We start from the raw sequence: 26,014 nt of genomic DNA, 5'->3' as shown, positions 1-26,014 counted from the left end.
TCATCACACTCCAGCTCCAAAGGTTTCTTGCCACATCCGGTATATTTTTCGCCGCGCTTCCGGAATGCCCGGGTGGAACTGAATCAAAGCCGAGGCACGAACGCGGTGCACTTCCTCGATCGCAGCGGCCACTTTGCTCTCGCCATTATGGTCGAAAATACCCGCATCGCTGCAAATCGACGTTGCTGCCAGCTGGCCTTGCGCCATCGCAACGAGCGCGCTTTCCACGCCGGTAATGTTGCCGGCCACATAAAGTCCTTCGACCGGCGTTTTCATCTGCTCACTATGCAGCGGCAAATGACCGCCGAGCTCCGGCGTATAAATGAATGGACAGCCGGCAATCGATGCCAACTCCGCCAAAGGATACAATCCTCCCGCCAAGGCAACGAAGTCGACGGCTTCTTCCCGTTCGCTGCCGGCAATGATCTCGCCTTGCCCGTTAACGTCGGCGAGCGTTACCGACTCGACGCGGTCGGTGCCGTTTATTGAAACTACCTTCGTACGCAGCTTCAGCGGAATGTCCCACAATTTAATGCCGCTGCGCGGAAACAAGCTGGACACAATGCCCGCCAAACCGAGCGCATTGGCGATTTTGCCACCGAAGCGAAGGATTGGCGATGGAGCGAGATGCGACAAGCTCATCAGCAGCTGCAAATTCTCTTTTGGAAGAGCCGCTTTGCCGGCGAACGGTCCGCCCGGCGGCAGCACAATGCTGGCGAGCGACACGCCGCTGACCGACAGCTCGCGGGCGATCGCCATCGCCAGTACATTCACACCGACAATGATCCCGCGTTTGCCCGGTTTGACATAATGGACGTTCGTCATCACCTGTGCAGCTCCGATCGACATGACTCCGGGCAGGGTCCAGCCGTTTGCAGGCATTGGGATTTCCGCCGCGCCGGTTGCAAGCAGCACACGCGGCGCCAACATCGTGCCATGCGAGGTGGACACCTCCCACATGTCATCGACCTTCAGCATGCCGTAAACCGATACGCCGCAGCGGATCAATACGCCTTGCGCCCGGTTTTTCTCAATCAGTTCATCGGCGATCCGCTTGCCGACCCACCAATGCCCACGCTCCTCGTGGAATTGTCCTAGCATACGGCCGCCTGGCTCCGGAAATTCATCGATGACGGTCACGCTCAAGCCATTTTCGGCGGCAGCGGTTGCCGCCGACAAGCCTGCCGGGCCGGCACCCACAATAATCAAATCCGATTGCTGCCGTTTTGACTTCATGGAAGTAGCCTCCCGGTAATTTCGTTTGGTAGTTGCTGTCCCTCGAATACTTTCATACCGTCTTCAAGCGGCGTGAGGCAGGAGCGAACGATGCCCTTTCCTTGCACGCTTAGACGGCACTCCATACAATGTCCGATGGCGCAGTACAACCCGCGCGAGTTGCCCGATTCCTCGTGCTTCCGCAATGTCCAAACGCCTGCCGCTAACAAAGCCGCAGCAATCGGCTCTCCGCGATAGCCGGCCATCGGCTTCCCGTTGAATATGAAGGAAATGGGCTCCCTCATCGTTTTTCTGCCCAATATGGGATGGTCTTGTATCCGTTCCATTTACGATTCATCCTTTGCTAACTGGCCAAAGGTAACCGGCCGGATTGGAGGACGGTACGATAACAATTCCGCGTCGCGCGGCGAATCTGTTTTTTTGTCGTGAACCCATGCCTCCAACAGCTGCCTGCATACTCGGCCTTGGCAAGCCCCCATCGACGCCCGCGTTTTCATTTTTAATTGACGCGAAGTGCAGCTTCCCGTCTGATAGGCCTGTTCCAATTGTTCAATCGTCACTTCTTCGCAACGGCAAATGATCAAGGATGACGGTTTCATAGGCTCGCCCTTCTTAAGCGTAGCTAACTGCGCAAGTTTTAATTTCGGTATAAAAGTCCAATGCCGCTTGTCCTTGCTCGCGCGTATGCGAGCTGGACAGCTTCATTCCGCCGAACGGTGCCTGATATTCGACGCCGGCCGTTTCCTGATTGACGCGAACCATGCCCGCTTGCGCCTCATCGAGAAAACGATGCGCATGAACGAGATTTTGCGTAAACAGAGAGGCACTTAAGCCGAATATAGTCCGATTGCACAAGGCGATCGTTTCTTCAAAATCGCTTGCCTTCAGCAATGCGGCGACCGGTCCGAAAATTTCTTCTTGGATGAGCGGATGATCCGTGTCTACGCCCGCTGCGACGAGCGGACGGATGTAGTGCCCTTCATTCGCTTCCGCAGGAGACGGCCCTTCGACAACAATCTCCGCTTGCTCACGAGCCATCGTCACGTAGGACATAACGGTTTTATGCTGGCTTGCCGACGCAACCGGCCCTAGATAAGCAGCAGGGTCAAGCGACGGTGCAAGCTTGATCGCCGAAACGGCTTTTTTCAGCGCATCGACGAATGGCTCGTAAATGCCGTTTTCAACAATAATCCTGCTTGTTGCCGTACATTTCTGACCGGCGGAACGGAACGCGCCGCTGATGATCAACGGTATTGTTTTATCAAGATTAGCGTCGTTCAGCACGATAGCCGCATTTTTGCCGCCCATCTCGGTTTGGTATTTGATGTTGCGGCGTGCGCAAATTTCCGCAATGCGCGTTCCGGTTGACGTAGAGCCGGTAAAGCTGACGGCGTTTAACAGAATTTGCTCCAGCAGGACGTCGCCGATTTGGCTGCCTTTGCCGATGACAAGGTTCAGTACGCCGGCAGGCAAATCAGCGGAAGCGAAAATTTCAACCAGCCTGCTCGCCGTCAGTGAAGCGAACTCCGCAGGCTTCCAAATGACGGTGTTGCCGCAAATGAGCGCCGGCGCGATTTTCCAGATCGGGATGGCCACCGGGAAATTCCACGGCGTGATGATCCCGACAACGCCTAGTGGCACTCTTTTCGTGTATTGCAGGACGTTTGCTTCGTTGGATGGGATGACGCTGCCGTTAGCACGGACGCCTTCGGCTGCGTAATAACGGAGCAAGTTCACGCCGCGCATCACTTCGCCGCGCATTTCCGTAATCGGTTTGCCCATTTCCATGCTCGCCAACGTAGCAACCTCAACGAGACGTGCTTCCAAAGCCGCAGCCATTTTATACAAATATTCCGCTCTTGCCGCTCCGGTCAAGCGGGACCAGGAGGCGAACGCAATGCGCGCCGCCTGATCCGCCTGGATGACGTGGGATGCGTCGGACAAATGCAGCACGCCGACGTCCTCCTGCACGTTCGAAGGGTTTTTGATTACAATTTCACCTGCATTCGGAGTAATCCATTCTCCTCCGATCCAGTTTTGACTGTTCACCATATCACGTACCTCCCCGTATGTTGCCGATATCGTTCATTTTGACTTATTTGCGATCGACAGCATACTCGAAAGCTTTTTTGATCGCTTGGTACTCGGCTTCAGGCAACGGCAATCTTGGCGGACGCGTAGGACCAACCGGGAAATCGGCAAGCTCCATCATATATTTGATCGATTGTACAAGCTGCGCGCTTGCATCGTAGTGGAACAACGGCAGCAGGTGACGGTACAACTCGGAGGCTTCCTTCACCTTGCCTTGTCTCGCCAGGTTGAACAACTCGACACCTTCCTTAGGCAATGCGTTCGGTACGCCGGAGATCCAGCCCGTTGCGCCGAACAGCGGTCCTTCCATCGCCAAATCATCAACGCCGATCATCACTTCAAGATCCGTATTGGCTAAAATTTCGTGTACGCGGCGGATATCGCCAGAAAATTCTTTCACGGCAACGACGTTTTTGAGCTTCGACAGCTTGGCAAGCAAGTCCGGCGTCAAATCGACTTTGTAGTCGTGCGGATTGTTGTAAGCGATTATCGGCAGTCCGACCGTGTTCAGCGCTTCATAATGCGCGATGACTTCATGCTCAAGCGGCTTGTAGTTGATCGGCGGAAGCGCCATAACGCCTGCAGCGCCCGATTCTTTCGCGTGGCGAACCCAAGCGACCGCTTGCTCCGTCGAAGGTGATGCGGAACCGACAACAACCGGCACACGACCTGCAGAAGCTGCGATAACCGTTTCAACCACTTTCGCGCGCTCTTCGTTCGACATGGTCGCATATTCTCCAAGAGAGCCAGTCGGTACGAGACCGTTAACGCCTTGATTGATCAGCCAATCGCAAAGCTCCGTCAAACGTTTGTAATCTACCTCATAAGATGATGTAAAAGGTGTAACGATTGCCACATAAACGCCTTCAAAACGTGCCATTGAAAATTTCCCCTCTCAAAAGTTAATGTGAATAATGAATGTAAGTCATGAATACTAGCGCAAAACAAAACCATCGGACAGCGGATCGCTCGGGTCGACCACAAAATTCATCAGCCCCAGAATATAGGCATTTCCAGTCAACCGGGGAAGGATCGCTTTATAGCTGCCAAACGTCAATTCTTCCATCGTTCTACCAATCGCTTGCGAACCGGCAATCCCTTCGTACACAACTTCTTTGCCGAGCCGAAGCTCACCGCGTCGCATCAGCACAGCCATATGCGCACATGCGCCCGCTCCGCCAGGCGACCGGTCAAACTGTTCGCCGGCGAATACCGTCACATTGCGATAGTCGGAACCATGCTGATGCACGTCGTCCGCATCGCAAATAACGACACCGTGAATACCCGTTATATCGGCTAGCTTCGGGTGAACGACGGTGAGCTGCGATTCGACAGCCCGACGAATCTCACCGCCCCATGCCTGCAAATCCGGCAGCGCGCTTTCCGTAAGCTTGATGCCACCCAGCGCCTTTGCGTCGACGATGGCATAAAACGCGCCGCTGAAAGCGACATCCACCGTAAACTCAAGGCCTTGCAGCGAAATCGGGACATCCAGCTCGTAGACGAAGCTCGGTACGTTGTCGAACGAAACCGACTTCACTTCCGACCCTTCGCAATCGGTGTAAGCCGTAATGCGTCCTGCCGGACAGTCGATGCGAATACCTTGATCAGCTTCGTCAGGCAGCAGCTGCCCGGTTTCGATCCATGCGGTGACGGCGGCGATGACGCCATGTCCACTTACAGGGGCAAGCCCTTCATTGTTCATGAACAACAAGCCGAAATGGGCGTCTTCACTCGCGGGCGTTGTAACAATCGCACCGGTCATGCCGTGGTGCCCGCGAGGCTCTGCCATTAGAACCCGGCGAACCGAATCGAAGTTCCGGATGAAATAATCCGCTCTAGCTTGCTGCGTAGCTCCTTCCATTTGCGGCAAACCACCGGTTATGACTCGGAGCGGCTCGCCGCCGGAATGCGTATCGATTGCCGCAAACCATTTGTTGATTTCCATATTTTCACCTCCCAGGGTTAAGCTAACATTGTCAGCGTCAGAGCAGGAAAAATCCGTTGTTCAGTGCGTCTTTCTCATGAAAAACGAACTGATGGAATCCGGTTATCCATGCGGAGCCGGATATTTGCGGAATGACTGCTGACAAGCCGCCTACCTTGGTTTCCTCCAACACCTTCGCATGGAACATCGAACCGACGATGCTTTCGTGCACAAACTCCTCGTTCATCGCCAGCTCTCCCTTCGTGTACAAGGCGGCAACCTTGGCCGATGTTCCGGTGCCGCAAGGCGAACGGTCGATCCCGCCCGGAGGCACGACAACTGCGTTCCGGCAGTGCGCCTGCTGAGATACCGGATCGCTGTAGAACTCTACATGTGTCAAGCCGCGGATCGCCGGAATTTCCGGATGCACGACTTCGACTTGGGTATTAACGGCGTCACGAATTTTGATAGCAAGACGGATAATGTCCGAAGCACGGTTCGGCATCAACGGCAAATTCAGCGGACGAGCGTCGATTAAGCCGTAAAAATTACCGCCATAGGCAATGTCGAGCATTAACTCGCCTAAACCGTCAATTTGAACCGTCACGTCCTTCCGGTACAAAAACGAAGGAATATTCGTAAACGTAACCTGCTTCACTTTACCATTCTCAATGTCCAGGTTCGCCTCCACGAGACCGGCCGGCGTATCGAGCCGCAGCACTTTTTTATCCTTCGGATATATTCCGGCTTCGATCAAAGCGGTGCAAACTCCGATCGTATCGTGTCCACACATCGGCAAGTAACCGCCGGTTTCGATGAACACGACACCGATATCGGCCGTTGGATCACACGGGTCGGTAAGGATGCAGCCCGACATTACCTCATGCCCTCGCGGCTCGAACATTAATGCCCGCCGGAAATCGTCGTGATGCTCCGACATGTACACCATCTTTTCCGTCATCGTGTTGCCGAATAACGTTGGCGCGCCACTGGTTACCGTACGGGTCGGATTGCCGCCCGTATGCGTATCGATCGTCGTCACCATTTTGAAAACCTTCATATGAGTACCTCCTGATGGATGCGCCCGTTGCGGAAACGGTCGTGTCGTAAAGGCTCGGTCGGGATGCACGTCGGCGCACCGCATAGCATTTCGCTGATCACTTTGCCCGTGACGGCAGCTAGGCTGATCCCATCGCCTTCATGACCGGCCGCCACATAAAACCCGGGAATTTCGTCGATCTGCGAAACAATCGGCAAATGATCCGGCGTCCACGGGCGCAAACCGGCATAGGTCCGTAGCATCGGAATATGCTCGATGACCGGGAAAAAGCGTATCGCCCGTTTAGCGATCAATCGGATAACTTGCTGGTCGACGCGTGCGTCCATACCGACAAACTGGCGGCTAGAGCCGATCAGAAAGTTTTGCGAGGCTGTCGGTTCAAATACAAGCGCGATACCGTATTTCTCAAACTCCGGATCAACCTTCCGCTTGCCTCCGAACTTGCTGATCAAATAACCGAACTCCATCACTTTCCGCTTCCCGATATTGGCCGTTCGTGACGCAACGAGAATATGGCCTTTGCGCGGTTCAATCGGAATATCGATGCCGACCATTTGCCCGATCACCTTCGACCATACGCCCGCTGCGTTGATGACGGTGTTCGTTTTGATCGTGCCGTTCGTGGTTTCCACGCCCCGTACCTTCCGCTGCTCGTCCAGTAATACGGCCGTGACCGATGTATTCATTAGAATACGGGCACCAAGGCGGCGCATCGTAGAAGCAAGCGAATAAGTGAGCAATACCGGATTCACCGTCGAGTCAGTAGCGCATTCCAAACCGCCAAGCAAATCGTCGGCCATATACGGCCACTCATCGCGTAAATCTTGGCGATCGAGCATGCGGAACGGAAGTCCCGCTTCCTTCTGGCGAGCTACCCATCGCTCCGCGGCAATCATCTCTTCATCGCTTTCGCAGACGAGTATGCTTCCCGGCGCTCGATACTCAAATTCCTCGTCGAGCTCATGCACCAATTCGGTGATCAGTTCCTGCGATTTCAAAGACATTTGACTGTCAAAGCCGGGATCTTTATCGATCGCCAAGATGTTGCCGTCACATTTCGATGACGTTCCTCCCGCGACCTCTCCCCTTTCCACAACAACGACGTCCATACCAAGCTTTGCTGTGTAATAAGCGATCGCCATCCCGATGATACCTCCGCCAATAATAACAACCTCTGCCGAATCCGAATTCATCGTTTATACCACTTCTTTCCTATTACAGAACGATAAGTTCTTTGTTCGACTTCATCAGCACTTCAATGCCTGTTTCGGTAACGACAAAATCATCTTCGATTCGAACGCCACCGAAGCCTGGAATGTATATGCCTGGTTCGACCGTCATCACCATGCCAGGCTGCAAAATATCTTCGCTTTGCTGCGACAACCGCATTGGCTCATGAATTTCGAGACCGAACGCATGACCGAGACCGTGACCAAAAAATACTCCATAGCCGTAGCCTGCGATAATATCTCTGGCGAGCGAGTCGCCGTCTTTGCCAGACATGCCGGGTTTCAACCCTGCGAGCGTCGCGAGGTTCGCTTCCAACACAATACGGTAAATCTCTTTATGATTATCAGTCGGCTTACCGATAAAGACGGTACGAGTCAAGTCAGAGCAATACCCTTCATAGCTTGAGCCAAAATCGAGCGTAACGAATTCATTTGCAGCCAGCAGCTTATCGCTCGCCAAGCCATGCGGTAAAGCTGACCTTTCACCGGATGCTACGATCGTCGAATATGCTGAAGAAGTTGCTCCATTTTTGCGCATAAAATATTCAAGCTCCGCAGACACGTCTCGCTCGGAAATGCCCGGCTTCAAAATACCCAAAATATGTTCGAACGCTAATTCGGTAATTTTAACGGCATTACGAATGTAGCCCAATTCCTTCTCATCCTTAATCCCGCGCAGCTTTTCGACGATATTCTCGGTTGGAACGAGCTCGATGCCAGGAAACTGCTCTTGGAAACCCGTATAAGCTGCAAATGTGACGTTGTTCTTCTCAAAACCCAACTTTTTCACGCCAAGCGATTGAATCGCTTCTAAAATCGATTCGGACGGCTTGATCGCATGTTGAATGATTTCATACGCCTTTGCTTGCTCGGCAGCTTGACTGGAATAGCGAAAATCGGTGAACAGCAGCGCTTTTTCCTTCGTAATGAGAACATATCCCGCCGAACCTGTAAAACCGGTTAAATACCTGCGGTTAAAAGCATTTGTAATAAATAGTGCATCCAGTCCACAACCATCAAGCTGCTCCCGGACTCGTTTAAGACGCAAAGCTTCCATAGAAATCAACCTTCCTCACACTTGAGTTGAACTCGCTTGAACAATATCGATCTCTGTTCCCTGTATTTAACACAATAAATTATTATTCGACTTAGTTAACTGTCAATTGAGGTTTACCCCTTAATTCCCGTAAGCGTGATCCCCTCAATAAAATACCGCTGCGCGAAAAAAAACAGTAATAGGATCGGAGCCACGATCGTTGCTGAAGCAGCCATCAAAAATCCCCACTGCGCATTGTACAAGCCCTTGAAGGTCGCAAGTCCTAGCGCAAGCGTAAATTTCTCATTGCTGTTCAAATAAATGATCGGTCCAAGGAAATCATTCCACACATCAATAAACGAGAAGATTCCTACAACAATTAATGCCGGCTTCGCCAACGGAAGGATAACTCTCCATAGCACCGTAAAGGGTCTTGCGCCGTCCATATAGGCCGCTTCGTCCAACTCCTTCGGAATGCCCATAAAAAATTGCCGCAGCAAGAAAATATTGAAGGCGCCGCCCCCGAACCATGCCGGAACGGTTAATGGAACAAACGAGTCTAGTGCCCCCATGCTTTTCCATAACATAAACGTAGGAATCAACGTGACCGCATATGGCAGCATCATCGAACCCAGTAGCAGCGCAAATACGAAGTCTCTTCCCGGCCACTTCAACCGGGCAAAGCTGTAAGCCGACATGATGCTTGTAATCAACACCCCGCTAACAGTAAACAATTCAATCGTCATCGTATTTATGAAATATTGCCCGAATGGAACGGACGTCAGCGCTTCTGAAAAATTGCTCCACATGAATGGCTCTGGAATCCATTGCGGCGGAAAAATGAATATTTGACTGTTTTCCATTAAAGAACTGCGAAGCAGCCACAGAAACGGAAAAATCATTACTGCGCTTCCTGAAATCAAAATCAAATAAACCAAAATTCGGGCCGGCGATATTTTTTTGCCAGTTCGCAAGGCACTATTCACTCGAACAGCAACGGTGGAATCAGCCATTATCTTCCCCCCTCTTCATAATGAACCCATCTCTTCGACGATTTAAATACAATTAACGTCAAGGTCATAATGATAATGAACAAAACCCATGCCAATGCTGAGGCATACCCGATTTTCGATTCCGTAAATGCCTTTCGGTACAAATAATACACATAAAATAAAGTCGAGTTGTTCGGCCCGCCTTCCGTCATGACATACGCCTGATTAAACGCTTGGAAAGTACCGATCAACGACATAACTAAGTTGAAGAAAATCGTAGGCGTCATGCACGGAAGCGTGATATGCCAGAACTTGTGCCATCGGCTTCCGCCGTCAACCTCAACCGCCTCATACAAGTGAGAGGGAACCCCCTGCAAGCCGGCCAGAAAAATGAGAATCGTGTTACCTACGCCCCAGCTGCTCATCATAATGAGTGACGGGATTGCCGTAGATTCTTGATATACCCATTGAGATGTAGGCAATCCCACCGACATCAGCATCGAGTTCAACAGCCCGAAGTCCGGGTTGAAAATCCATAACCACAAAATCGTATTTGCGATGCTCGGAACTATCGTCGGCAAATAAAAAATCGTCCTGAAAATTGACAAGCCCTTCACCTTCTGGTTCAACAACATCGCTACCGTAAAGGCGACTACCAGCCCGATCGGCACGCTGCCTAAAGCATAATAGGAAGTGGCGTACAACGACTTCATGAACAGAGGGTCTCCGGTAAAAAGCGTTTTATAGTTATCAAAACCTACCATCTTCCAGTCGCTACCGATGCTCCAATTCGTAAGGCTGTAAAAAAATGAAGCGGCAACAGGATAAAGCGTAAAACATAAGAGCCCCAATATCGGTGGCAACGCGAAAATAATGCCCCAGTTTCGTTCCATCCGGGAAATGCCCGATGATTTCGCGCGCATTTATGACTCCCCCTTTCCTTCGTGTTATTTGTTATGTTATATAGGCCGTAATACAATTATCACAGGAAGCACTGTCAGGAACAATCGAATGAATCCACAGCTTCTTTGTTTAGGTACGTTTTTTCGTTTGGCCAATATCGGACGTTTGGAATACCATCGAGGGGGCGGTTTGTAAGAACTTACGTTGTTGACAGGAGAGGATTTTTTGGCAAAACAGCGTGGAGAAAAGGAAGGCCTCGTACCCCGTTTTCTAACATTGAGGAAGATTTAGCGTTCATTAAGGTGGAGAATGTTTAACAACGAAATCGTGGCACAAGAATCTTTCTGGACGCAATCATCAGGACTTGGTTAACCTTACGGTGGAACAATTACAACGCTCCTTTGCCGTGTGAAGCATCTAAATTATGAAAACGCTCAAAAAAAATCAAACGACTGCTCCCCGATTGAGATTCGGGAAGCAGCCGCTGCTTGAGTCTTTTATCGTTTAATACTTGACAGGGGTATGACCTGCCCTTGTACGTTGATGCTTTTATTTACTTGTCCGCATATTTCCCCTTCAGCAACGGTTGAACTTCTTTCTCCAGCTCGTCAAGCACTTCTTTCGCCGTTTTTTTGTTCGTCCAAATCATCTCTAGCGCCGGCGTAATTTTTGTACTCAATTCCGGCCAATTTTTCAGACTGGACGTAGGCGATTTAATTGAATATTTCAGCGCGTAATCCATCGCAGCCGTTTTCCATTCCGGCGGATGCACGTCACCAGTCCACATATCGATCGCGGCTTGATCGGTATAATATTTCGTTTCTACCGGCATCCACAATCCGATTTTATACAAATCCACTTGCTCCGGGTTGTTGTGAAATTTGTAAAATTCCATCGCTTCCTTCTGATGCTTCGTGTTCGCGAACACAACGCTTGCACCGGCAATATACGTCGTTTTTGGCTCTTTGAATTTCGGTAGAACACCGATACCGTAATTCAGCTTTGCTTTGGAAATATCAAGCTGAGCCCATGTTCCGTCAATAACCATCGCAACTTTGCGGGTTTGCAGACGGACATAGTTATCCGGCATATTTTTTTGCTGGATCAAATCCGGTGCGACATGATACTTGAACAACAAATCTTGCAACGACTGGAAAACCTCAACGGATTCCGGACTGTTCATCGTATATTTCATGCCCGTTTCATCGGTGATTCCAGCTCCATTGCTCGCCATGAACGGCCCCCAGGTGGAACGATCAGCGCCAAAGGAGAAGCCGTATTGATCGATGTTGTTTGGATCGAAATCCGGGTCGGCCGCCGTCTTGCCGTTTTTATCCTTAGTCAGCTTTTTTGCGATCTCCAGGAATTGATCCCAGGTCCATGCTTTATCTGCTTCGGCCGGAGGCAGGTCAATGCCTGCTTCAGTGAACAAATCTTTGTTGTAATAAATAACCATGACTTCGGCTGCGGTCGCATAACCGACAACTTTGCCCGGCTCGCTGTAATAGTACGATGCAGCCAATCGGTTTTGTAATTCCTCGGACTCCTCTACATAAGGTGTAAGGTCAAGCAATTTCCCTTCGGAGCCCCATTTCGATGCCAATGAATCCGTCAAATAGGCCACGTCCGGAAGTTCATTGGATGCCATCAATGTGTTGATTTTTGTATTATAATCACCAGGTACGTGCTCTGCGGATACTTGAATATTTGGGTGGGACTGGTTAAACGACTTTACCATGCCTTCAATAGCTTTTTTCTCTTCGTTGCTGCCCCAGAACATAAATTTTAATTTCACGGTTTCTTGCGGTTCTGTCGATTCTCCTTCTGTTGACTTGGTTCCTGTTCCTCCGTCTGTCTTGCTGCCGTCACTACCTGAGCAAGCCGCAAGCGTGAAGGTCAATACGAGTGTCATGACGATGATACACCATTTTTTCGTGTTCATGAAAACAACTCCCCTCGTTCATTTTTAAGTACACTTATATTATCGCTAGGAAGCGTATCATCGAACAATTGAATATGTCCACATATCCTTTGTTTTGGTAATTGTTTTTTCGATCCGTTACAAAAACCGTTTTCGGTATTCAGTTGGTGTAATGCCGATATTTTTTTTAAACGCCATGCTGAAATAGTTCGTGTCCGTGAAGCCTACCATGGTGGCGACATCCAATATTCTCAGCGATGAATCGGCGAGCAACTCCTTTGCGCGGTCGAAACGAACTTGTGTGGAAAAATCAGCAAACGTCTCGCCCGTCGCTTGTTTGAACCGGTTGCTGAGATATTTAGGGCTCATATTCAAGTAATCCGCAAGGTTGACCAGGCTCAGTTCCTCCGACAAATGCTCGCGAATCCATTCCTTCGCCTGTTCGATCATTCGGTATGATGGAACTTCTTTCGATAAGCGAATAGCCCGGCCGACTTCGGTAAAATAACTTGTCAAAAAACGAATCATTTCGTCGTTCGTACGGCAATTGGACATATCGACGAGCGGATTGGCGTGCAGCAACGTTTGGTTTTTCAACTTGACTTCCTTGAACAGACGAATAACAAACATCACGAGCTGGGATGCTACTAGCTTCACATCGCTCCAAAGCATCGTGCGCAAATTTTCCGACCATTCCCGCAATATGTTTATGACGTTTACCTCGTTGCCTGCGCGCATTTCGCTCAGCAAATATAGCTCTTTGTCGAGCAATCGGCTGTTCTGCGTCATCGTCACGGCCATTGACGAATAAGGAATAATTTGCCCTCCGCCAACGATGGACTTATATTCGATCGCCGCGCTCGCTTCATGATACGCTTGGTATACATGCTCCAAGCCTTGGATCGGATTGCTGATGCCGATGCTTATCGAAAGCTTCAAATACTGCGAGATCACGGATCGCAGACGGCTGGCGATATCAAGTAAAACGCTTTGCTCCTTGACACTGCCAATCAATAATACGACCCTTCCGGGCGTTTCACCGAAAGTATTAACTTGCTCATACGATTCCACCGCCTCCTCCGCAATCTTGCGATAGGCGTATTGATACAATTGACGGTCTTTGGCTGTTAACCCATCGTTCAGCGAAACAAAATCATCGATGTCGCTGCACAGCACGGCGTAATGACCGGAAGGATTGAGATGGATGCCGCTAGACGCCAGCTGATCGAGGCAATGTGCAAGCGGACGTCGCTGCTGCACAAGGTCGATCAACCATTGTTCATGAGCGGCCTTGCTATAATTGTGCACCTGCCGCTGCAGCTGCTCAACATACTGATTGCTATCCTCCCATTTCTTCACCCTTTCATTCGCTTTGACCAACGCTTTATGCAGCTCCTCGCGAACAACTGGTTTCAGCAAATAATCGGAAGCCTGCAAAGCAACCGCTTCTTTCACCCATTGAAACTCGTCGTAACCGGTTAAAAATATGATTTGCGCATCCTCGTTAACGTTGCGGATCGTTCTGGCCAATTCGATACCATTCATCTCCGGAATATTAATATCAAGCAGCAAAATATCCGGCTGGCACACCTGAAACATTGCCCATGCCGTGGTTCCGTCCTCGGCTTCGCCTACCACTTCAATGGCTAACTCGTTCCACAAATCCGATTTTTTCAAACCTTCCCGGATATAATATTCGTCATCGACAATCATCGCCTTCAGCATTGATCACGCCCCCCGGATTAGATTTTAGTCGTACTTTCGATCACCTTACCCTTCTTATCCAGAAGTGGGATCCTTATGGAGACGGTCGTATACTTTCCTGCCTCGCTCTTAATTTCAAGGCCATACCCAATATCAAAACGCAAATAAATGCGGTCATGCACATTTTTTAAGCCATAAATTTTCCCCGATTCGCTGACGGTCAGCGCATCGACGATTTCCCGCAGCCGTTCTTCTGGAATGCCATGTCCGTCATCGCTGACGCTGAACTTGATCGCTGTTTCCGACAGCTCGCCCGAAAGCATGATCATTCCCGGGCTTGACCGTCCTTTTAAGCCGTGATGGATCGCATTTTCAACGAGCGGCTGCAACAAAAGCTTGGGCATCATATAGCGAGCCATTTCTTCGTCCACCTCGCAAATCCATTCGAATTTATCTTTGAAACGGAACTGCTGTACCTTCACATAGGCGGTAACGTGCTCGACCTCATCGGCCACCGTTATCAAATCGTTACCCCGATTCAACGAGATACGGAAAAACTTGCCCAACGCGCCGATAACCTCGCTCATTTCCAGCTGGTTGTTGGAAACAGCGAAGCCGTTCAACGATTCCAGCGTGTTGTATAAAAAGTGCGGATTGATCTGTGCTTGAAGCACTTGAATTTCTGCTTCTTTACGTTTGAGCAGTGCATCGTAAACTTGATCGTTCAGCTTGCGATTTTCCTCCATCATCCGTAAAAACCTCTCGCCGATTTGACTGACTTCGTCGTCTGCATTAAATTGATAGTTATGCAAAGATGGTAAGTATTGATTGATGACCATCATCGAACGCAGCCTGCTGAGCGGGCGCCTAATAGAATTGCCAAAAAGCAGCGCGAAAATCCATCCGATAATAAGTACACACAAAAACGTTTGAATCGTAAAATCGCCGATTTCGTTCGCATCCTCTAACAGTTTCGAATCCTCGATAATTGAAATCATGCTCCAGCCGGTTCTTTCATTGATGACTGAAGCGCCGAAGTACTTTTTGGCATCCCATAGTACTTGCTGCTTGGATGTTGTGAATTTTTGTTGGCGCAGCTTGTCCACGATTTCATGCTCTCTAATCGGATCCTCCGATCGGGGCATATGGTACATCAACTCTCCTCGGTCATCCCATATGAACAATTGCGATTTCTCCGTCGGGTTTAAAAATTGCAACCCTTTAAAGAAGGCATCTTTATCGATTTCCAGCATGACAAATCCGAGATCTTCAAAATTGCCTCCGGTTTTTTTGAGTAGCTTGACGACAACCATCCTCTGAGAATAAGCTTCTTCATTGACGCTGCCAAAAGGGTCCTTGTTGATCCACATAACTGCATTTTTGGTCAACAGCTCTTTATAATAACTGTTCGCTTTTTCAGGACTCATCATGTTGCTTGAACCAAATGTAATCGAATCGGTACCGCGGTAAAAATGTTTTTTATTTGTACCGTGTTTTGAATAAATTAAATATGACGTTATAAAAGGTTTCGTTTGCGTATAAACATTCATTATTTTAGAAACTTTGTCAACATTACGAAGATAGGCGTAATCATCCATTTTTTTGTCGGTCAAAATGCCTTGAAGCTCTTGGTTTCCCAAAATAACGTTTGTTAAATCATTAACGTCACTATTGACTTGATCCATGTAGAAATCCGCCATATTCAACGAAGCTAACGCCTGATTTTTAGCTTTGGAACCGAGTTTATCGGCAGTGATATTGTAAAATATAGTGCTCAATATGACCATCGGCATGACAACAAGCGTGGTCGTTAACCAAAAAAATTTGCCGCGGATTGTGTTGATATTAATATATTCTCTAAAAATGCGGATCACAAAAGCACCTCCGGAACGTGTATGAGCACTTCTTTGTGATCTAGCATATCACGAACTTGATCGAACTATGGATCATCTATGTAATGGTAAATAAATACCCCAGAAGCTGGTTAGACCATCCGCTGGGGAATGAATGTGAGCTTGTTAAACGTGCTCATGTAGCCATACTAGCATTTCACCCGGCTCACGGTTTGCCCAAGCATAATATGGGATTGCTTTTACTTGAACATTTGTGCTGGCAAAAGGAACAGTTGTGTACAAGCTGTTGTCATCGTATGAGGTTTCGTCGGTGCGCCATGCACCGCCACTCAGGACAACTACGCCTTCGAGCAACCCATCTTCATAACTTACCGTGAATTCGCTAGAGGCCGAAACGCGAATGTCACGCAAGTTGGCGCCGTTATCCGCTTCTTCCAGGCAAAATACGATCGGGCCGCGCTGCAATGCCAGCTTGCCTACATTTTCACGCACCTTCGGATTGGAGCGCACCTTCTCCACCGCCATCGGCAATACAAGCTCAATCCGGTCGCTATTGTGCCATACTCGTTTGACTTTTGCATACCCTTTATTTGTCGCTAATTCGACGGCTTCACCGTTAACCTTCAGCGCTGCGCCTTTGCACCATCCCGGCAAACGGAGAGCAATCGTAAATTCGGCCGGTTGCTCCATAAAGACCGTCAGCGTAATATGTTCATCCCATGGGTAGTTGGATTGCTGGGTCAATTGTACCTGTTGTCCGCCGATCGTTTGATTTGCTTTGCCGCCGATGTACAAATGGACGAACCATTCCTGTTCAAGTTCGTTATACGAATAAATGTATTGTCCAAGCGATGCGATCAAGCGGGCGACGTTCGGTGGACAGCAAGCGCAGCCGAACCAAGCTTGTCGCGTTCTGATCACCGACCGCAAATCTTCGCGAATGTCGCAGGCGGATGGCCATACTTCCAGCGGGTTGACGTAAAAATAACTTTTTCCATCAAGCGATATGCCGCTCAATATTCCGTTGTACAGCACGCGCTCCATCACATCTGCATATTCCCGATCCGCTTCGATTTGCAGCATACGGCTCGCCCAGAACATGAGGCTGATCGATGCGCACGTTTCCGTATAAGCCCGGTCGTTCGGCAAATCATAATCCACGGTGAATGATTCCCAGTATTCGTTCGAGCCGACGCCGCCGGTAATGTACATTCTTTTTCGGGTCACATTTTTCCATAGCTCTTTGCATACGTCCAGAAGCTCGCGATCGTTGTATTCCGCGGCGAGATCGGTCGCTCCGCTGAATAAATACAAAGCGCGGACGGAATGGCCTTCGGCCGTCTTTTGCTCTCGCACCGGTAAGTGCGCTTGAAAATAATCCGCTTTCCTTCTGGCTACCCGATGCTCCGTTCGCCCGGATTCCTCGATATCGTAAAAGTATGGCTCTTGGCCGCGTTCCTCAACAAAATAACGGCTCAGCTCCAAATAGTTCTTGTTACCGGTTACATGATACAGCCTGACCAACGCAAGCTCGATTTCCGGATGCCCGTCGTAACCCCTGATTTGCCCGGGCTTTGTTCCGAACACATCCACCATATGGTCGGCGTAAAGGCTCATGATGTCGATGATTTTCCGTTTTCCCGTAGCCTCATAATAAGCTACGGCTGCTTCGATCAGATGTCCTCCACAATAAAGCTCATGATCGTCACGCAGATTTGTCCACTTTTTCCCTGGTTTAGCTACCGTAAAATACGTATTCAAGTAGCCGTCAGCTTGCTGCGCTCGCTCCAGCAAATCGATCACACCGTCGGCAATCGCTTCGAGCTTCTCGTCACGCTTGACGGACAAAGAGTATCCGACGGCTTCCAGCCATTTGGCCAAATCGCTGTCCTGGAACACCTGCCCGTAATAATCTGTCTTCAGCTCCCCGGCGGCAATGCGGAAATTTTCTACCGTGTGGCTCGGCTCGGAGTCAAGGATTTCGTCATTCAATGCATCCCATTGGTAAGGAATCACCGTTTCGCGGACGAGCTTTTGCCTTTTTGCCCAAAAAGAGTCGTCTATCGTTACATTTTTTATCGGTATGGCATTCATATGTTTTATCATCTTGTTGTTCCTCCTCTGGTCAATTCACTAGAATTGTCTATTATGATAGCATCGGAGAATCGGCTTTGTCGGTAGTCTAATAACAACATTAGGTGGACAAAACTGACTTTCCGGATTACTCTTTACTTTGGAGGTTGAATTCCGGAGTAAAGGAGGAATAACAGCAGCATGCAACTGTTAAAAACGAGTATTACCATGCCTCTTGAATTCGTCTCGGCGGGGCATTTCGTGACTGATGAGCTGTGGACGCATTCGCAACGGACGATCGACAGCTTTGAGCTTATCATTGGCGTGAAAGGAACCTTGTACATGCAGCAGGACGATGAAAAATACGAAGTTCGTCCGGGTGATGTACTTCTGCTGCTCCCGAACCGCATCCATCAGGGATTTGCCGCAAGCGGCAAAGACACCTCGTTTTATTGGATCCACTTTTTATGCCCGGATGCTTCCCACATTGCCGATGAAGAATTCCACGAAGAAATGTATATGCTGCAAACCAATCCGGAATCGCACCGAATCAATACGGCCATCTACATCCCTTTATTCTCAACACCTTCCGGCATCGAAAGATTGAATATTTTATTCCATCAATTGCTTCACATCGCGTATTCCGATTATTCGTCCCGTTATGCTGCCGGATATATGGCTACTTCTCTTCTCCTCGAATTATCCGAACAGACGATATCTGGCCTCCGGACGACCATAGAGCAGACGCCTACTGATAAAAACTTGGCAAACATCTTAGAATGGGTGCGCATCCATGCAATCGAACCGATCAGCGTAACGACGCTTGCCAATAGATTCAATTACAACAAAGATTATTTGTCGAGGTTTTTCAAACGGAAAACGGGGATGAATTTGCAGGAGTACATTCACGCCTTAAAGCTTTCGAAAGCGAAGGATTTGCTGGTGCACACTCGGCAAAGTATCAAAGAAATCGCCTATGCGGTAGGCATCGCGGATGAGAAATATTTCATGCGACTCTTTAAAAAATACGAAAAAATAACGCCCACGGAATTCCGTAAGGCGTATTATATGACTCATTTGAACAAACAGTAGGGAGTGTATTATACTTGTGCATCCTAATTAATAAATGACTACCTATAAGCTAAAAAGCCTGCTTTTAATGGGAGGATCAGGGATTTTTTCGAACCCTCCCCATCCATGGCCAATTGCCTTTAGCCGCTTTGGGGCGATAAACCTGCGTAATCTTATTTTAAATAATTGTGTTTGATCGTAAAGATTTCTACTTTGTTAACGATTGTATCCATTATTTCATGGAGTTCTTTTAAAGCATCCGCTTCACTACGGTATCTTGTAAATACTATGTCTTCATTGACTAATAAATCATATAGGTTTGGAACTTCTTGATCTTGGTTTTTCCTGGTTTTAGCTACCTGTACATCATTTGCATTTATAATTCTGCTATCAGTTTTAATACAAATATGCCAACCCCCACTATTTATTTATAAATATCTTCCTATTCCTTCATCCTCTTTTGGCTATAAGCACTTATACATTGAATACCTCCGCTACGGCCTCGAATGAAACAACCTTGTTCTTTCCCGTTTTTTTCGCTCTGTACATCGCATTATCAGCATTTTTTATTATTTGATCGGTCGTTAATCCTTCTTCATATGCAGCATGACCTATACTGGCGGTGACGGTTGTTTCACTTTCTATCCGGTACCGAATTTTCTCTGCCAATTCCGCAACGTCGACATCAGGGTCCTCAATCATCATCACCATTTCTTCCCCGCCGTATCGCCCAGCAATCCCGACTCCTTCTCCTTCTTCCTTCAGGATCGAGCTAACCAATTTAAGGGCTTTGTCGCCCTCCTCGTGTCCACGAGTATCATTTAATTTTTTAAAGTTGTCCAGATCAAAGAAAATGATTGATATGGGTACCTTTTCACTCACCATAAATGATACCGTGGTATAGAAATAGAATCTGTTGTAGAGACCGGTTAGGGAATCACTTGTGGATTTCTGGTATACGTTATCCATAAGCTCAATTACTCTATCAAATAGAATTACAAAAAGAACTGCGTATAATCCTACTCGAAAGAGATTATCAATTGCTTGTAGAAAAACCAACGGCTCCCCTACCAAACTATTAATTAAGTTTGCTATCACGGCGGCTGTATAAAAGCTCAATCCCAATAGGTATTTCCGACTCGGATTCAGCAAAGGATATACCGTGTAAAAGACAAGAACCACTAGTAAAAGCTGATAGACGCCCCCAACGATGGGGAAAATGGAAGATAATACAGCCAGACCCAAGAGGACGTAAACGCTTCTAGTGAGCCTTGTACTTGTCTCTGCATAAAGCTGATAAACCCCCATGTTCGCTAATATGAATGAGGCTGCATTGAACAGGTTCCTAATGAAATTAAAGCCAGGACTCTCACCACTCCCAAGCAACCCTGCTCCTAGCAAAACAATTTGTTCAACCAGCATAATGGCCATACAAAGTGCAAGCGTCAGGTACGCCCGCTTCTTTCTATGTATGAGCAGTTGAATGGCCAATAAAAGCATGAGGGTCAAAACAAGAATGTTCAAGGAAGCGTAGTAAACTACACCTGGGATGCCTGTAAATATAGTTGACATAAATCATTCTTCCTTTCAGACAGACCGACTAATTCCCATTTAAAATGAATTGTGTGAAAATGTAAGTTGTCATAGCCACATTTAGAACCAGCAGGAGCGGGATTCCAATAACGAAGGACATATGCTTGGTTTTGTGTCGATACACTCGCAACCCTACTTTTCCAAGTGCACCGCCAACGGCTACCATAGTAAACAGCTGCTTTTCAGGTGTTCTGCGACCTCCGTTACGAGCTTGTGACTTATCTGATCCCATTAATACGAATGCTCCTAGATTAATAATGAGGAGATAAAAAATGACTATATTCATTTGTGGTTATTCCTCACTTTCAGTGAAACGAGTCCATTAATAAGGAAACAAATATCTGATTATCTGATTTACTCTTTCTCAATGGCATTAGAAACAGTGGATTCAAGCCATTCTTGAAGCGATTTATTTGTTTCTTTCGCTTTATTGACCAATTTTTCTTTTTCCTTCTCCTGTAAATAGAACGTTACTGGAGAAAGTCCTGTATCGATGAGCGTACCATCATATTTTGGCGTTATCTCACCTGATCTTATGAATGTTTTTAGTTTGTCAATCATATCTGGATGTGTTGATGGCAATATACCGGTTAGAACGGACTTCTTTACTTCAACCTGTATAGCTTCACCGATTTGTATGCGAAGATTTGCAGGACCAAGCAGCTTGAAAAATTCATCTATAATTGCATAAATCACTGAATCCGGCGTAATCGGTACTGGAAATTCAAACACAGCATATCCATAACTGGTAATAGCTTTACGATCGGTAATACTGGCAGCCGGCTTCCATCCTTCATTAATTGCTTGTTCAAGTGGAATCCATTCATCTGTACTGACTTGTAGCTTAACTTCTACCTTATTTCGGTTTATCCGCTTCATACTACATACACGAGCTAACCTATTTCCCATGCGGTATGGTTGAAATAAATAGACCTTCGATTTACGATCGTAAATCGTATCATATCTGCCTGAATCCGGATGATTTATTGCATATATTTCGAGATCGGATTCTTTAATAAAATACGTTCGCTTACCACGAAATTCCGCCTCATAATAGGGCAATCCCTTTTTAAATAGCTGATGAATGTATGTCGTGGATCGACCAATTCTTTTTGCTGCTTGCGCTGAAGTTAAGTCATCTTTTACATAAGCAGGTTTAATGCGCTCAATCTCTTCTAGAGTGAATCTGTAGCCCCCATCCCCTTTATGTGTCATCCGATTTACGGGTTCAAGACGCTTTGCAGGATCTTCAAGGTTCACGATTTTATATATCGACGCAACTGTAATATTCAATTCTTTAGCGGCCTGGGCCGTATCTAAATACACGCTCATCATACTGTCCTTTCTTTGCTCATTTTCTGAAGGATACTTAATTTTCATAGTTATTCATAAGTAATTTGGTGCGTCATATTTACCTGCTATTCATTGCGTATCTCTTTATAAAGACCATAAAATGGGAACTGTAATAAAGACATGTTTTATTATTTATGCTGTAAAAAAAATTCAGGCTCAATAGTTTTGTTATGCTTGTTCTTTCAACATTACTTAAGACAGTCTTGGAAGGAAGCCTATGTTTTTATGGTAAGGTTGTCTACGATAACGGAAGGAACTTAGCATGGACATACGTTTCATAACTAATTGCCTGCTCTCTAACCTATGGAATCTACCTCATAATTTCAAACCATGAGTAAGCAAATATTCAAACGGTGTTCATAACATCAATTCCGGTTCCAGGATCCTCAGAAGCCGTTCTGCATCCATTGACGTCCCTTCGCCATTCAAAACGCCGTACCGGAAATCATCATCCAACGGACCCCACAAGACAAACTTTCCATCTCGGATTTCATCGCAGTACCTTTCACCGAAAGTGAGAGAAAGGACACAGAAAGTATCATCCTCACCGTATTTCCCTAGAATGTCGGTGGATACGCCAACCGCATTCAATTCCGTGCGATTTTCCAAGTTGTTCGCAACAAGAATATAGGCCTCATCCCCACCTTGACTTTCGTCACTTCAAGGCTCTTACGCACGTTCAAAACCGCTTGTTTATTCATTTCAAAAACCTCCCATGTATTTGATTATTCAAACGGTGTTAAAGCTATATGTTAAAAACTCAATAATGAAATCCGATAATTAAATAGAAGTTTTAAAAAAATAACACCTTAGAGGAGCGAAAAGTTGTCGTGTCAATATTTATTGGAATTGTTCTTTTTATTTTAATGGGTGCATTAGCCCGCTCTTATCCTGCACTTACAATTATTATAATTTTTGGTGGGCTGGTTCTCGGCTATTTTGTTGGTTTTTTAGAACCATTAATTAACGAACATGAGGGCTGGCTTGTTGCTGTGTTTATTGGTTTCCTTTTAGGTGTTATCAGTAGATTTATTGATCCAGATTAAGTAATGACTGAAAATAGTAACGGCAGTCGATGTTAACGGCTAATAAGTAGACATCTTTAGCACCTCCCCTTCACGCCCTATTTAGGCCCATTCATATGGGTCTTTTTTTTCCCTTCCATTTCATCTATCCGAAACCCCCAATGTCCTTGAATATTCAGACTGTTTTTGTGCCTATTAGTTAGAATCCAAATGTCCTGTTTCAATGGCATCTTTCAAATTGTCAAAAGCCTCAAAAGCACAAGTACCTAGCCAAAACCCATCTGCTTCCTTGCTGTTTTCAATCCATTCGAGCAGGTTTCCGCACTTATTAATCTTCCAGCCAATTAAACCCCTCCTATGTTCGTCAATAAACGGTTCATTTCTTAGTAAGATCGTACGTTCTGTTTCCACCGTATAATTCCTGTTGTATGATTGCACTAACATAATGCTGATACATAGTGCTGGAGGTAATTTGGTGGGTCGTTGGAGCTTTAGAAACAATGTGAGAAACGCAGTAAGAGAGTCTGTAAGACAATATAATAGTGAGCAAAGCCGACGAGGGCGTGCTCCCCGTAATTCCAACAATAATGATTCATGGCTCGGGTGTTTGTCGTTATTGATAATAGGACTATTATTGATAGGATTCTACATCTTTTACACTTATCAAAAATCATAATTTTCATGCTTGTCCGTTATTCGGTCAGCATTTCTCATAGTATTTACAGGCTCGTTAGATGCTTATCGATCCGGGGCTGCCTCGGGCAATTCGGTTCATAGTTTACTGAGTGTTGCTTGTGTTTCCTTGCTAATGGTAAAATGAATAAATTGGAAATAGGTGAAAGAATGAGCGAAATAATTGGGCGCCATGTCGTAAAACGCAAAGTGCCCAATATTCACTGAATTACATAATGTCTCCCTTTCCCAATCTGTGAGCTTTTTCCATTAGTTGTAATGCTTTTGTTCTAAGCCTGCCAGCTCTATCAAGCTCACCTTGTAAAGAGGCTCACTTTGACCTTGTTTCCTTTTATGCGAAGGGAATGGCTACAGTAACGCCTCTTTAACCGACTTAAGAATTCAATAGCAATTGACTGACGATACCATTTCTCGCTTGTCTACATAGCATGTGTTGGATTTTTCCATTTTGGTCGGTTGCACTTACTCCAAGTCCCCCCTTGTTTATCATTTTTCATCCTCATGACAATTTTTTTATTCCCATATACTAATTAATATATATACAACAATAATACCATACGAAGCTATTTTTTCATATCGTTTACCACTTGTCGAATTCCTTCCTTTTAAGTAGTGTCTTTTCGTGTTTCTATTTATATATTTATATATTTATGAATAATCAGTTATAAAAAAACTAATTATCTATTATTTTTTCTTTGTGTTTGTTCCTGCACTATTTTTCACGATATACTATTTACATAAATTTTCTTTGGGAAATACAGTTTATGAGTTTCTCTATAAAGGATGTGTGCTTATTGAATACTATCTCCCCTCTACAGCTATATACGAATAATGTCTTACCTGTACTTGAATCTTTAATTGATCCACAACTCATACATAGATTAACTGATAATCAATTCTATTCATTTATACATTCGTCAATCATAACAACAGAAAATGATAATGGTGAATATGACTACTCTTCGCTTTCAAATCTCGGAATGGTCTATTTGTACCTGCATAGAAGAAATGGCAGCCGTAAACCAAAAACAAATAGTGAATACGCTCGCGATCTCATTCAGTTTTTACGCCATGTAACCGAGAACGATATCTCGGATATTCGTCATCTGAAACGATCACAGATTGAGGCATACCAAAAGTGGATTGAAATTAAATATCCGAAAAAGAAGACGCAAGCGAAAAAGATCGCTATTCTCTCATCCTTCCTCTCATGGTGTTTTGATGAGAAATACTTGAAGCGGGATTTGACGCGCGGTCTTACTGGCGTTATCTTAGATAAATCTCAAATTCCAGATCGAGAAATATCCCCTGCTTCCCTGCAGGCTGCTGTACATTTTTATGCAAACGATCCTAAGTTCAAAAGCCTGATGCTACTATTGGCGAGTACAGGATTGCGGATTAATGAGATCATAACGCCGAAGTGGAAAGACCTTTACCTCGACCCCATTCGAAATAAATACTATGTACGAACCAAGACAAAGCGTGATGGTGAACGACATGCTCACATTAAAAATTATGTTCTGCAAGAGTTATTCGAGTATCGCCGGCGACTTGGATTAAACACCATCATTGATCCAAATGATGAGTCCCCCTTCTATCCAAATCGGAATGGAAAGCATTATCTACTATCGAGCTTGTCCGCCATCGTGACCAAAAAGCTGGCTGCGGCCAATCTCAGGACGGAACGTAATCAGAAAACGACTGCGCATTATTTCCGACATTATTTTGCTCGTGCTGCTTTTAATAGTGGAGCTCCATTAGATAAAATAGCAAAGACGCTTGATCATTCATCTAGCCGGACAACAGAGGAAAACTATCTATCGCGTGACATTAAAAAGGATAATGACGTCAGTGAATACGTTGATATTCCTGGCTTTGAGGAGAAGAAAGAATATGGCGTCTGATGATCGTGAATTAGTTATTCGTTACATGGTTGGGTCCACATTACCGTTGGTACTTAATCGAGACATTGAAAAAATTAAAAGCGTCAGCTCGATGAACGCCATAGTACGTTATCTTGAGAGTATCCAGGTAGAAATTAATGAAGAACTAATAAAAATACGAGCACAATTAAGACTAAATCAGATTAAGATAATTGAGCTTGTATCCAGAGAGGGAATCCAATGCCGATATGTATCAAATGGATATGAACAACGAATTGACATGCTTCCGTCAATAATTAAAATTGCATGTGATCGACACCTGCAGGAGCTTATGGGATTATCATCGGAAGAGTAACAATGAGAAGGGAAAA

General features: G+C 46.5%; 23 protein-coding genes. 4 read left to right on the top strand and 19 right to left on the bottom strand.

The window, feature by feature from the left end; all coding sequences use genetic code 11:
- Positions 1-3 precede the first annotated feature (3 nt).
- The 15 genes from HI950_RS27665 to HI950_RS27595 form a co-directional block, all read right to left on the bottom strand.
- Positions 4-1,236 carry an NAD(P)/FAD-dependent oxidoreductase gene (locus HI950_RS27665; RefSeq protein ID WP_169088604.1) on the bottom strand — a complete coding sequence of 411 codons (1,233 nt, stop codon included), beginning with the start codon at positions 1,234-1,236 and terminating at the stop codon, positions 4-6.
- Positions 1,233-1,562: a (2Fe-2S)-binding protein gene (locus HI950_RS27660; RefSeq protein WP_169088606.1), complete on the bottom strand. Its 330-nt coding sequence runs from the start codon at positions 1,560-1,562 to the stop codon at positions 1,233-1,235. Before HI950_RS27660 ends, HI950_RS27665 begins: the two co-directional genes overlap by 4 nt.
- Positions 1,563-1,835, bottom strand: coding sequence for a (2Fe-2S)-binding protein (locus tag HI950_RS27655; protein ID WP_169088608.1), 273 nt, complete (start codon positions 1,833-1,835; stop codon positions 1,563-1,565).
- 13 nt (positions 1,836-1,848) lie between these two features.
- Positions 1,849-3,285: an aldehyde dehydrogenase family protein gene (locus HI950_RS27650; RefSeq protein ID WP_169088700.1), complete on the bottom strand. Its 1,437-nt coding sequence runs from the start codon at positions 3,283-3,285 to the stop codon at positions 1,849-1,851.
- Between the two features lie 46 nt (positions 3,286-3,331).
- Positions 3,332-4,207: a dihydrodipicolinate synthase family protein gene (locus tag HI950_RS27645; protein ID WP_169088610.1), complete on the bottom strand. Its 876-nt coding sequence runs from the start codon at positions 4,205-4,207 to the stop codon at positions 3,332-3,334.
- A 54-nt stretch (positions 4,208-4,261) separates the two neighbouring features.
- Entirely contained in the window at positions 4,262-5,275 is a 1,014-nt protein-coding gene (locus tag HI950_RS27640; RefSeq protein ID WP_169088612.1) for a proline racemase family protein, read from the bottom strand.
- Positions 5,276-5,312: 37 nt separating this feature from the next.
- A complete protein-coding gene (locus HI950_RS27635) occupies positions 5,313-6,314 on the bottom strand; it encodes a 4-hydroxyproline epimerase (RefSeq protein ID WP_169088615.1) in 1,002 nt (333 codons plus the stop codon).
- Positions 6,311-7,507: an NAD(P)/FAD-dependent oxidoreductase gene (locus HI950_RS27630; RefSeq protein ID WP_169088617.1), complete on the bottom strand. Its 1,197-nt coding sequence runs from the start codon at positions 7,505-7,507 to the stop codon at positions 6,311-6,313. The genes HI950_RS27635 and HI950_RS27630 overlap by 4 nt, the downstream gene beginning before the upstream one ends.
- A gap of 22 nt (positions 7,508-7,529) precedes the next feature.
- Positions 7,530-8,600 (bottom strand): M24 family metallopeptidase, encoded by a 1,071-nt coding sequence (locus HI950_RS27625; protein ID WP_169088619.1) that lies wholly within the window; start codon positions 8,598-8,600, stop codon positions 7,530-7,532.
- Between the two features lie 113 nt (positions 8,601-8,713).
- Positions 8,714-9,592: a carbohydrate ABC transporter permease gene (locus HI950_RS27620; RefSeq protein ID WP_169088621.1), complete on the bottom strand. Its 879-nt coding sequence runs from the start codon at positions 9,590-9,592 to the stop codon at positions 8,714-8,716.
- Complete coding sequence (locus HI950_RS27615) at positions 9,592-10,494, bottom strand: carbohydrate ABC transporter permease (protein WP_169088623.1); 903 nt, start codon at positions 10,492-10,494, stop codon at positions 9,592-9,594. The genes HI950_RS27620 and HI950_RS27615 overlap by 1 nt, the downstream gene beginning before the upstream one ends.
- Positions 10,495-11,027: 533 nt before the next feature.
- Entirely contained in the window at positions 11,028-12,416 is a 1,389-nt protein-coding gene (locus HI950_RS27610) for an ABC transporter substrate-binding protein (protein ID WP_223285541.1), read from the bottom strand.
- A gap of 117 nt (positions 12,417-12,533) precedes the next feature.
- The gene (locus HI950_RS27605; protein ID WP_169088625.1) at positions 12,534-14,120 is read right to left on the bottom strand and encodes a helix-turn-helix domain-containing protein; all 1,587 of its coding nucleotides are present in this window, start codon (positions 14,118-14,120) and stop codon (positions 12,534-12,536) included.
- Between the two features lie 17 nt (positions 14,121-14,137).
- Positions 14,138-15,973 (bottom strand): sensor histidine kinase, encoded by a 1,836-nt coding sequence (locus HI950_RS36820; protein ID WP_169088627.1) that lies wholly within the window; start codon positions 15,971-15,973, stop codon positions 14,138-14,140.
- Between the two features lie 144 nt (positions 15,974-16,117).
- Complete coding sequence (locus HI950_RS27595) at positions 16,118-18,058, bottom strand: glycoside hydrolase family 127 protein (RefSeq protein WP_223285540.1); 1,941 nt, start codon at positions 18,056-18,058, stop codon at positions 16,118-16,120.
- A 168-nt stretch (positions 18,059-18,226) separates the two neighbouring features.
- Between HI950_RS27595 and HI950_RS27590 the strand changes: the two genes are divergently transcribed.
- Positions 18,227-19,117: a helix-turn-helix domain-containing protein gene (locus HI950_RS27590; RefSeq protein WP_169088629.1), complete on the top strand. Its 891-nt coding sequence runs from the start codon at positions 18,227-18,229 to the stop codon at positions 19,115-19,117.
- 453 nt (positions 19,118-19,570) lie between these two features.
- Here the strand turns inward: HI950_RS27590 and HI950_RS27585 are convergent, their stop codons facing one another.
- From HI950_RS27585 to HI950_RS27575, 3 genes are all read right to left on the bottom strand, one after another.
- Complete coding sequence (locus tag HI950_RS27585) at positions 19,571-20,668, bottom strand: GGDEF domain-containing protein (RefSeq protein WP_169088631.1); 1,098 nt, start codon at positions 20,666-20,668, stop codon at positions 19,571-19,573.
- 28 nt (positions 20,669-20,696) lie between these two features.
- Positions 20,697-20,975 (bottom strand): DUF1294 domain-containing protein, encoded by a 279-nt coding sequence (locus HI950_RS27580; RefSeq protein WP_169088633.1) that lies wholly within the window; start codon positions 20,973-20,975, stop codon positions 20,697-20,699.
- Positions 20,976-21,043: 68 nt separating this feature from the next.
- Positions 21,044-22,024: a MerR family transcriptional regulator gene (locus tag HI950_RS27575; protein WP_169088635.1), complete on the bottom strand. Its 981-nt coding sequence runs from the start codon at positions 22,022-22,024 to the stop codon at positions 21,044-21,046.
- Between the two features lie 848 nt (positions 22,025-22,872).
- On the opposite strand from HI950_RS27575, the gene HI950_RS27570 reads away from it, so the two are divergent.
- Positions 22,873-23,088 (top strand): hypothetical protein, encoded by a 216-nt coding sequence (locus HI950_RS27570; protein ID WP_169088637.1) that lies wholly within the window; start codon positions 22,873-22,875, stop codon positions 23,086-23,088.
- A gap of 174 nt (positions 23,089-23,262) precedes the next feature.
- On the opposite strand, the gene HI950_RS27565 is transcribed toward HI950_RS27570, so the two are convergent.
- Positions 23,263-23,478, bottom strand: coding sequence for a hypothetical protein (locus tag HI950_RS27565; protein ID WP_169088639.1), 216 nt, complete (start codon positions 23,476-23,478; stop codon positions 23,263-23,265).
- A 1,076-nt stretch (positions 23,479-24,554) separates the two neighbouring features.
- Here HI950_RS27565 and HI950_RS27560 point away from each other — a divergent pair.
- Both HI950_RS27560 and HI950_RS27555 read left to right on the top strand, forming a co-directional pair.
- On the top strand, positions 24,555-25,664 hold the full coding sequence (locus tag HI950_RS27560) for a tyrosine-type recombinase/integrase (RefSeq protein WP_169088641.1): 1,110 nt from the start codon (positions 24,555-24,557) through the stop codon (positions 25,662-25,664).
- A complete protein-coding gene (locus tag HI950_RS27555) occupies positions 25,654-25,998 on the top strand; it encodes a YhjD family protein (protein WP_169088643.1) in 345 nt (114 codons plus the stop codon). The genes HI950_RS27560 and HI950_RS27555 overlap by 11 nt, the downstream gene beginning before the upstream one ends.
- The last annotated feature ends 16 nt before the right edge of the window (positions 25,999-26,014 follow it).

The sequence above is a fragment of the Paenibacillus sp. PL91 genome (assembly GCF_012935325.2).
In the GTDB taxonomy this organism is placed as follows: domain Bacteria; phylum Bacillota; class Bacilli; order Paenibacillales; family Paenibacillaceae; genus Pristimantibacillus.
This window is presented reverse-complemented; position numbering and strand designations above follow the sequence as displayed.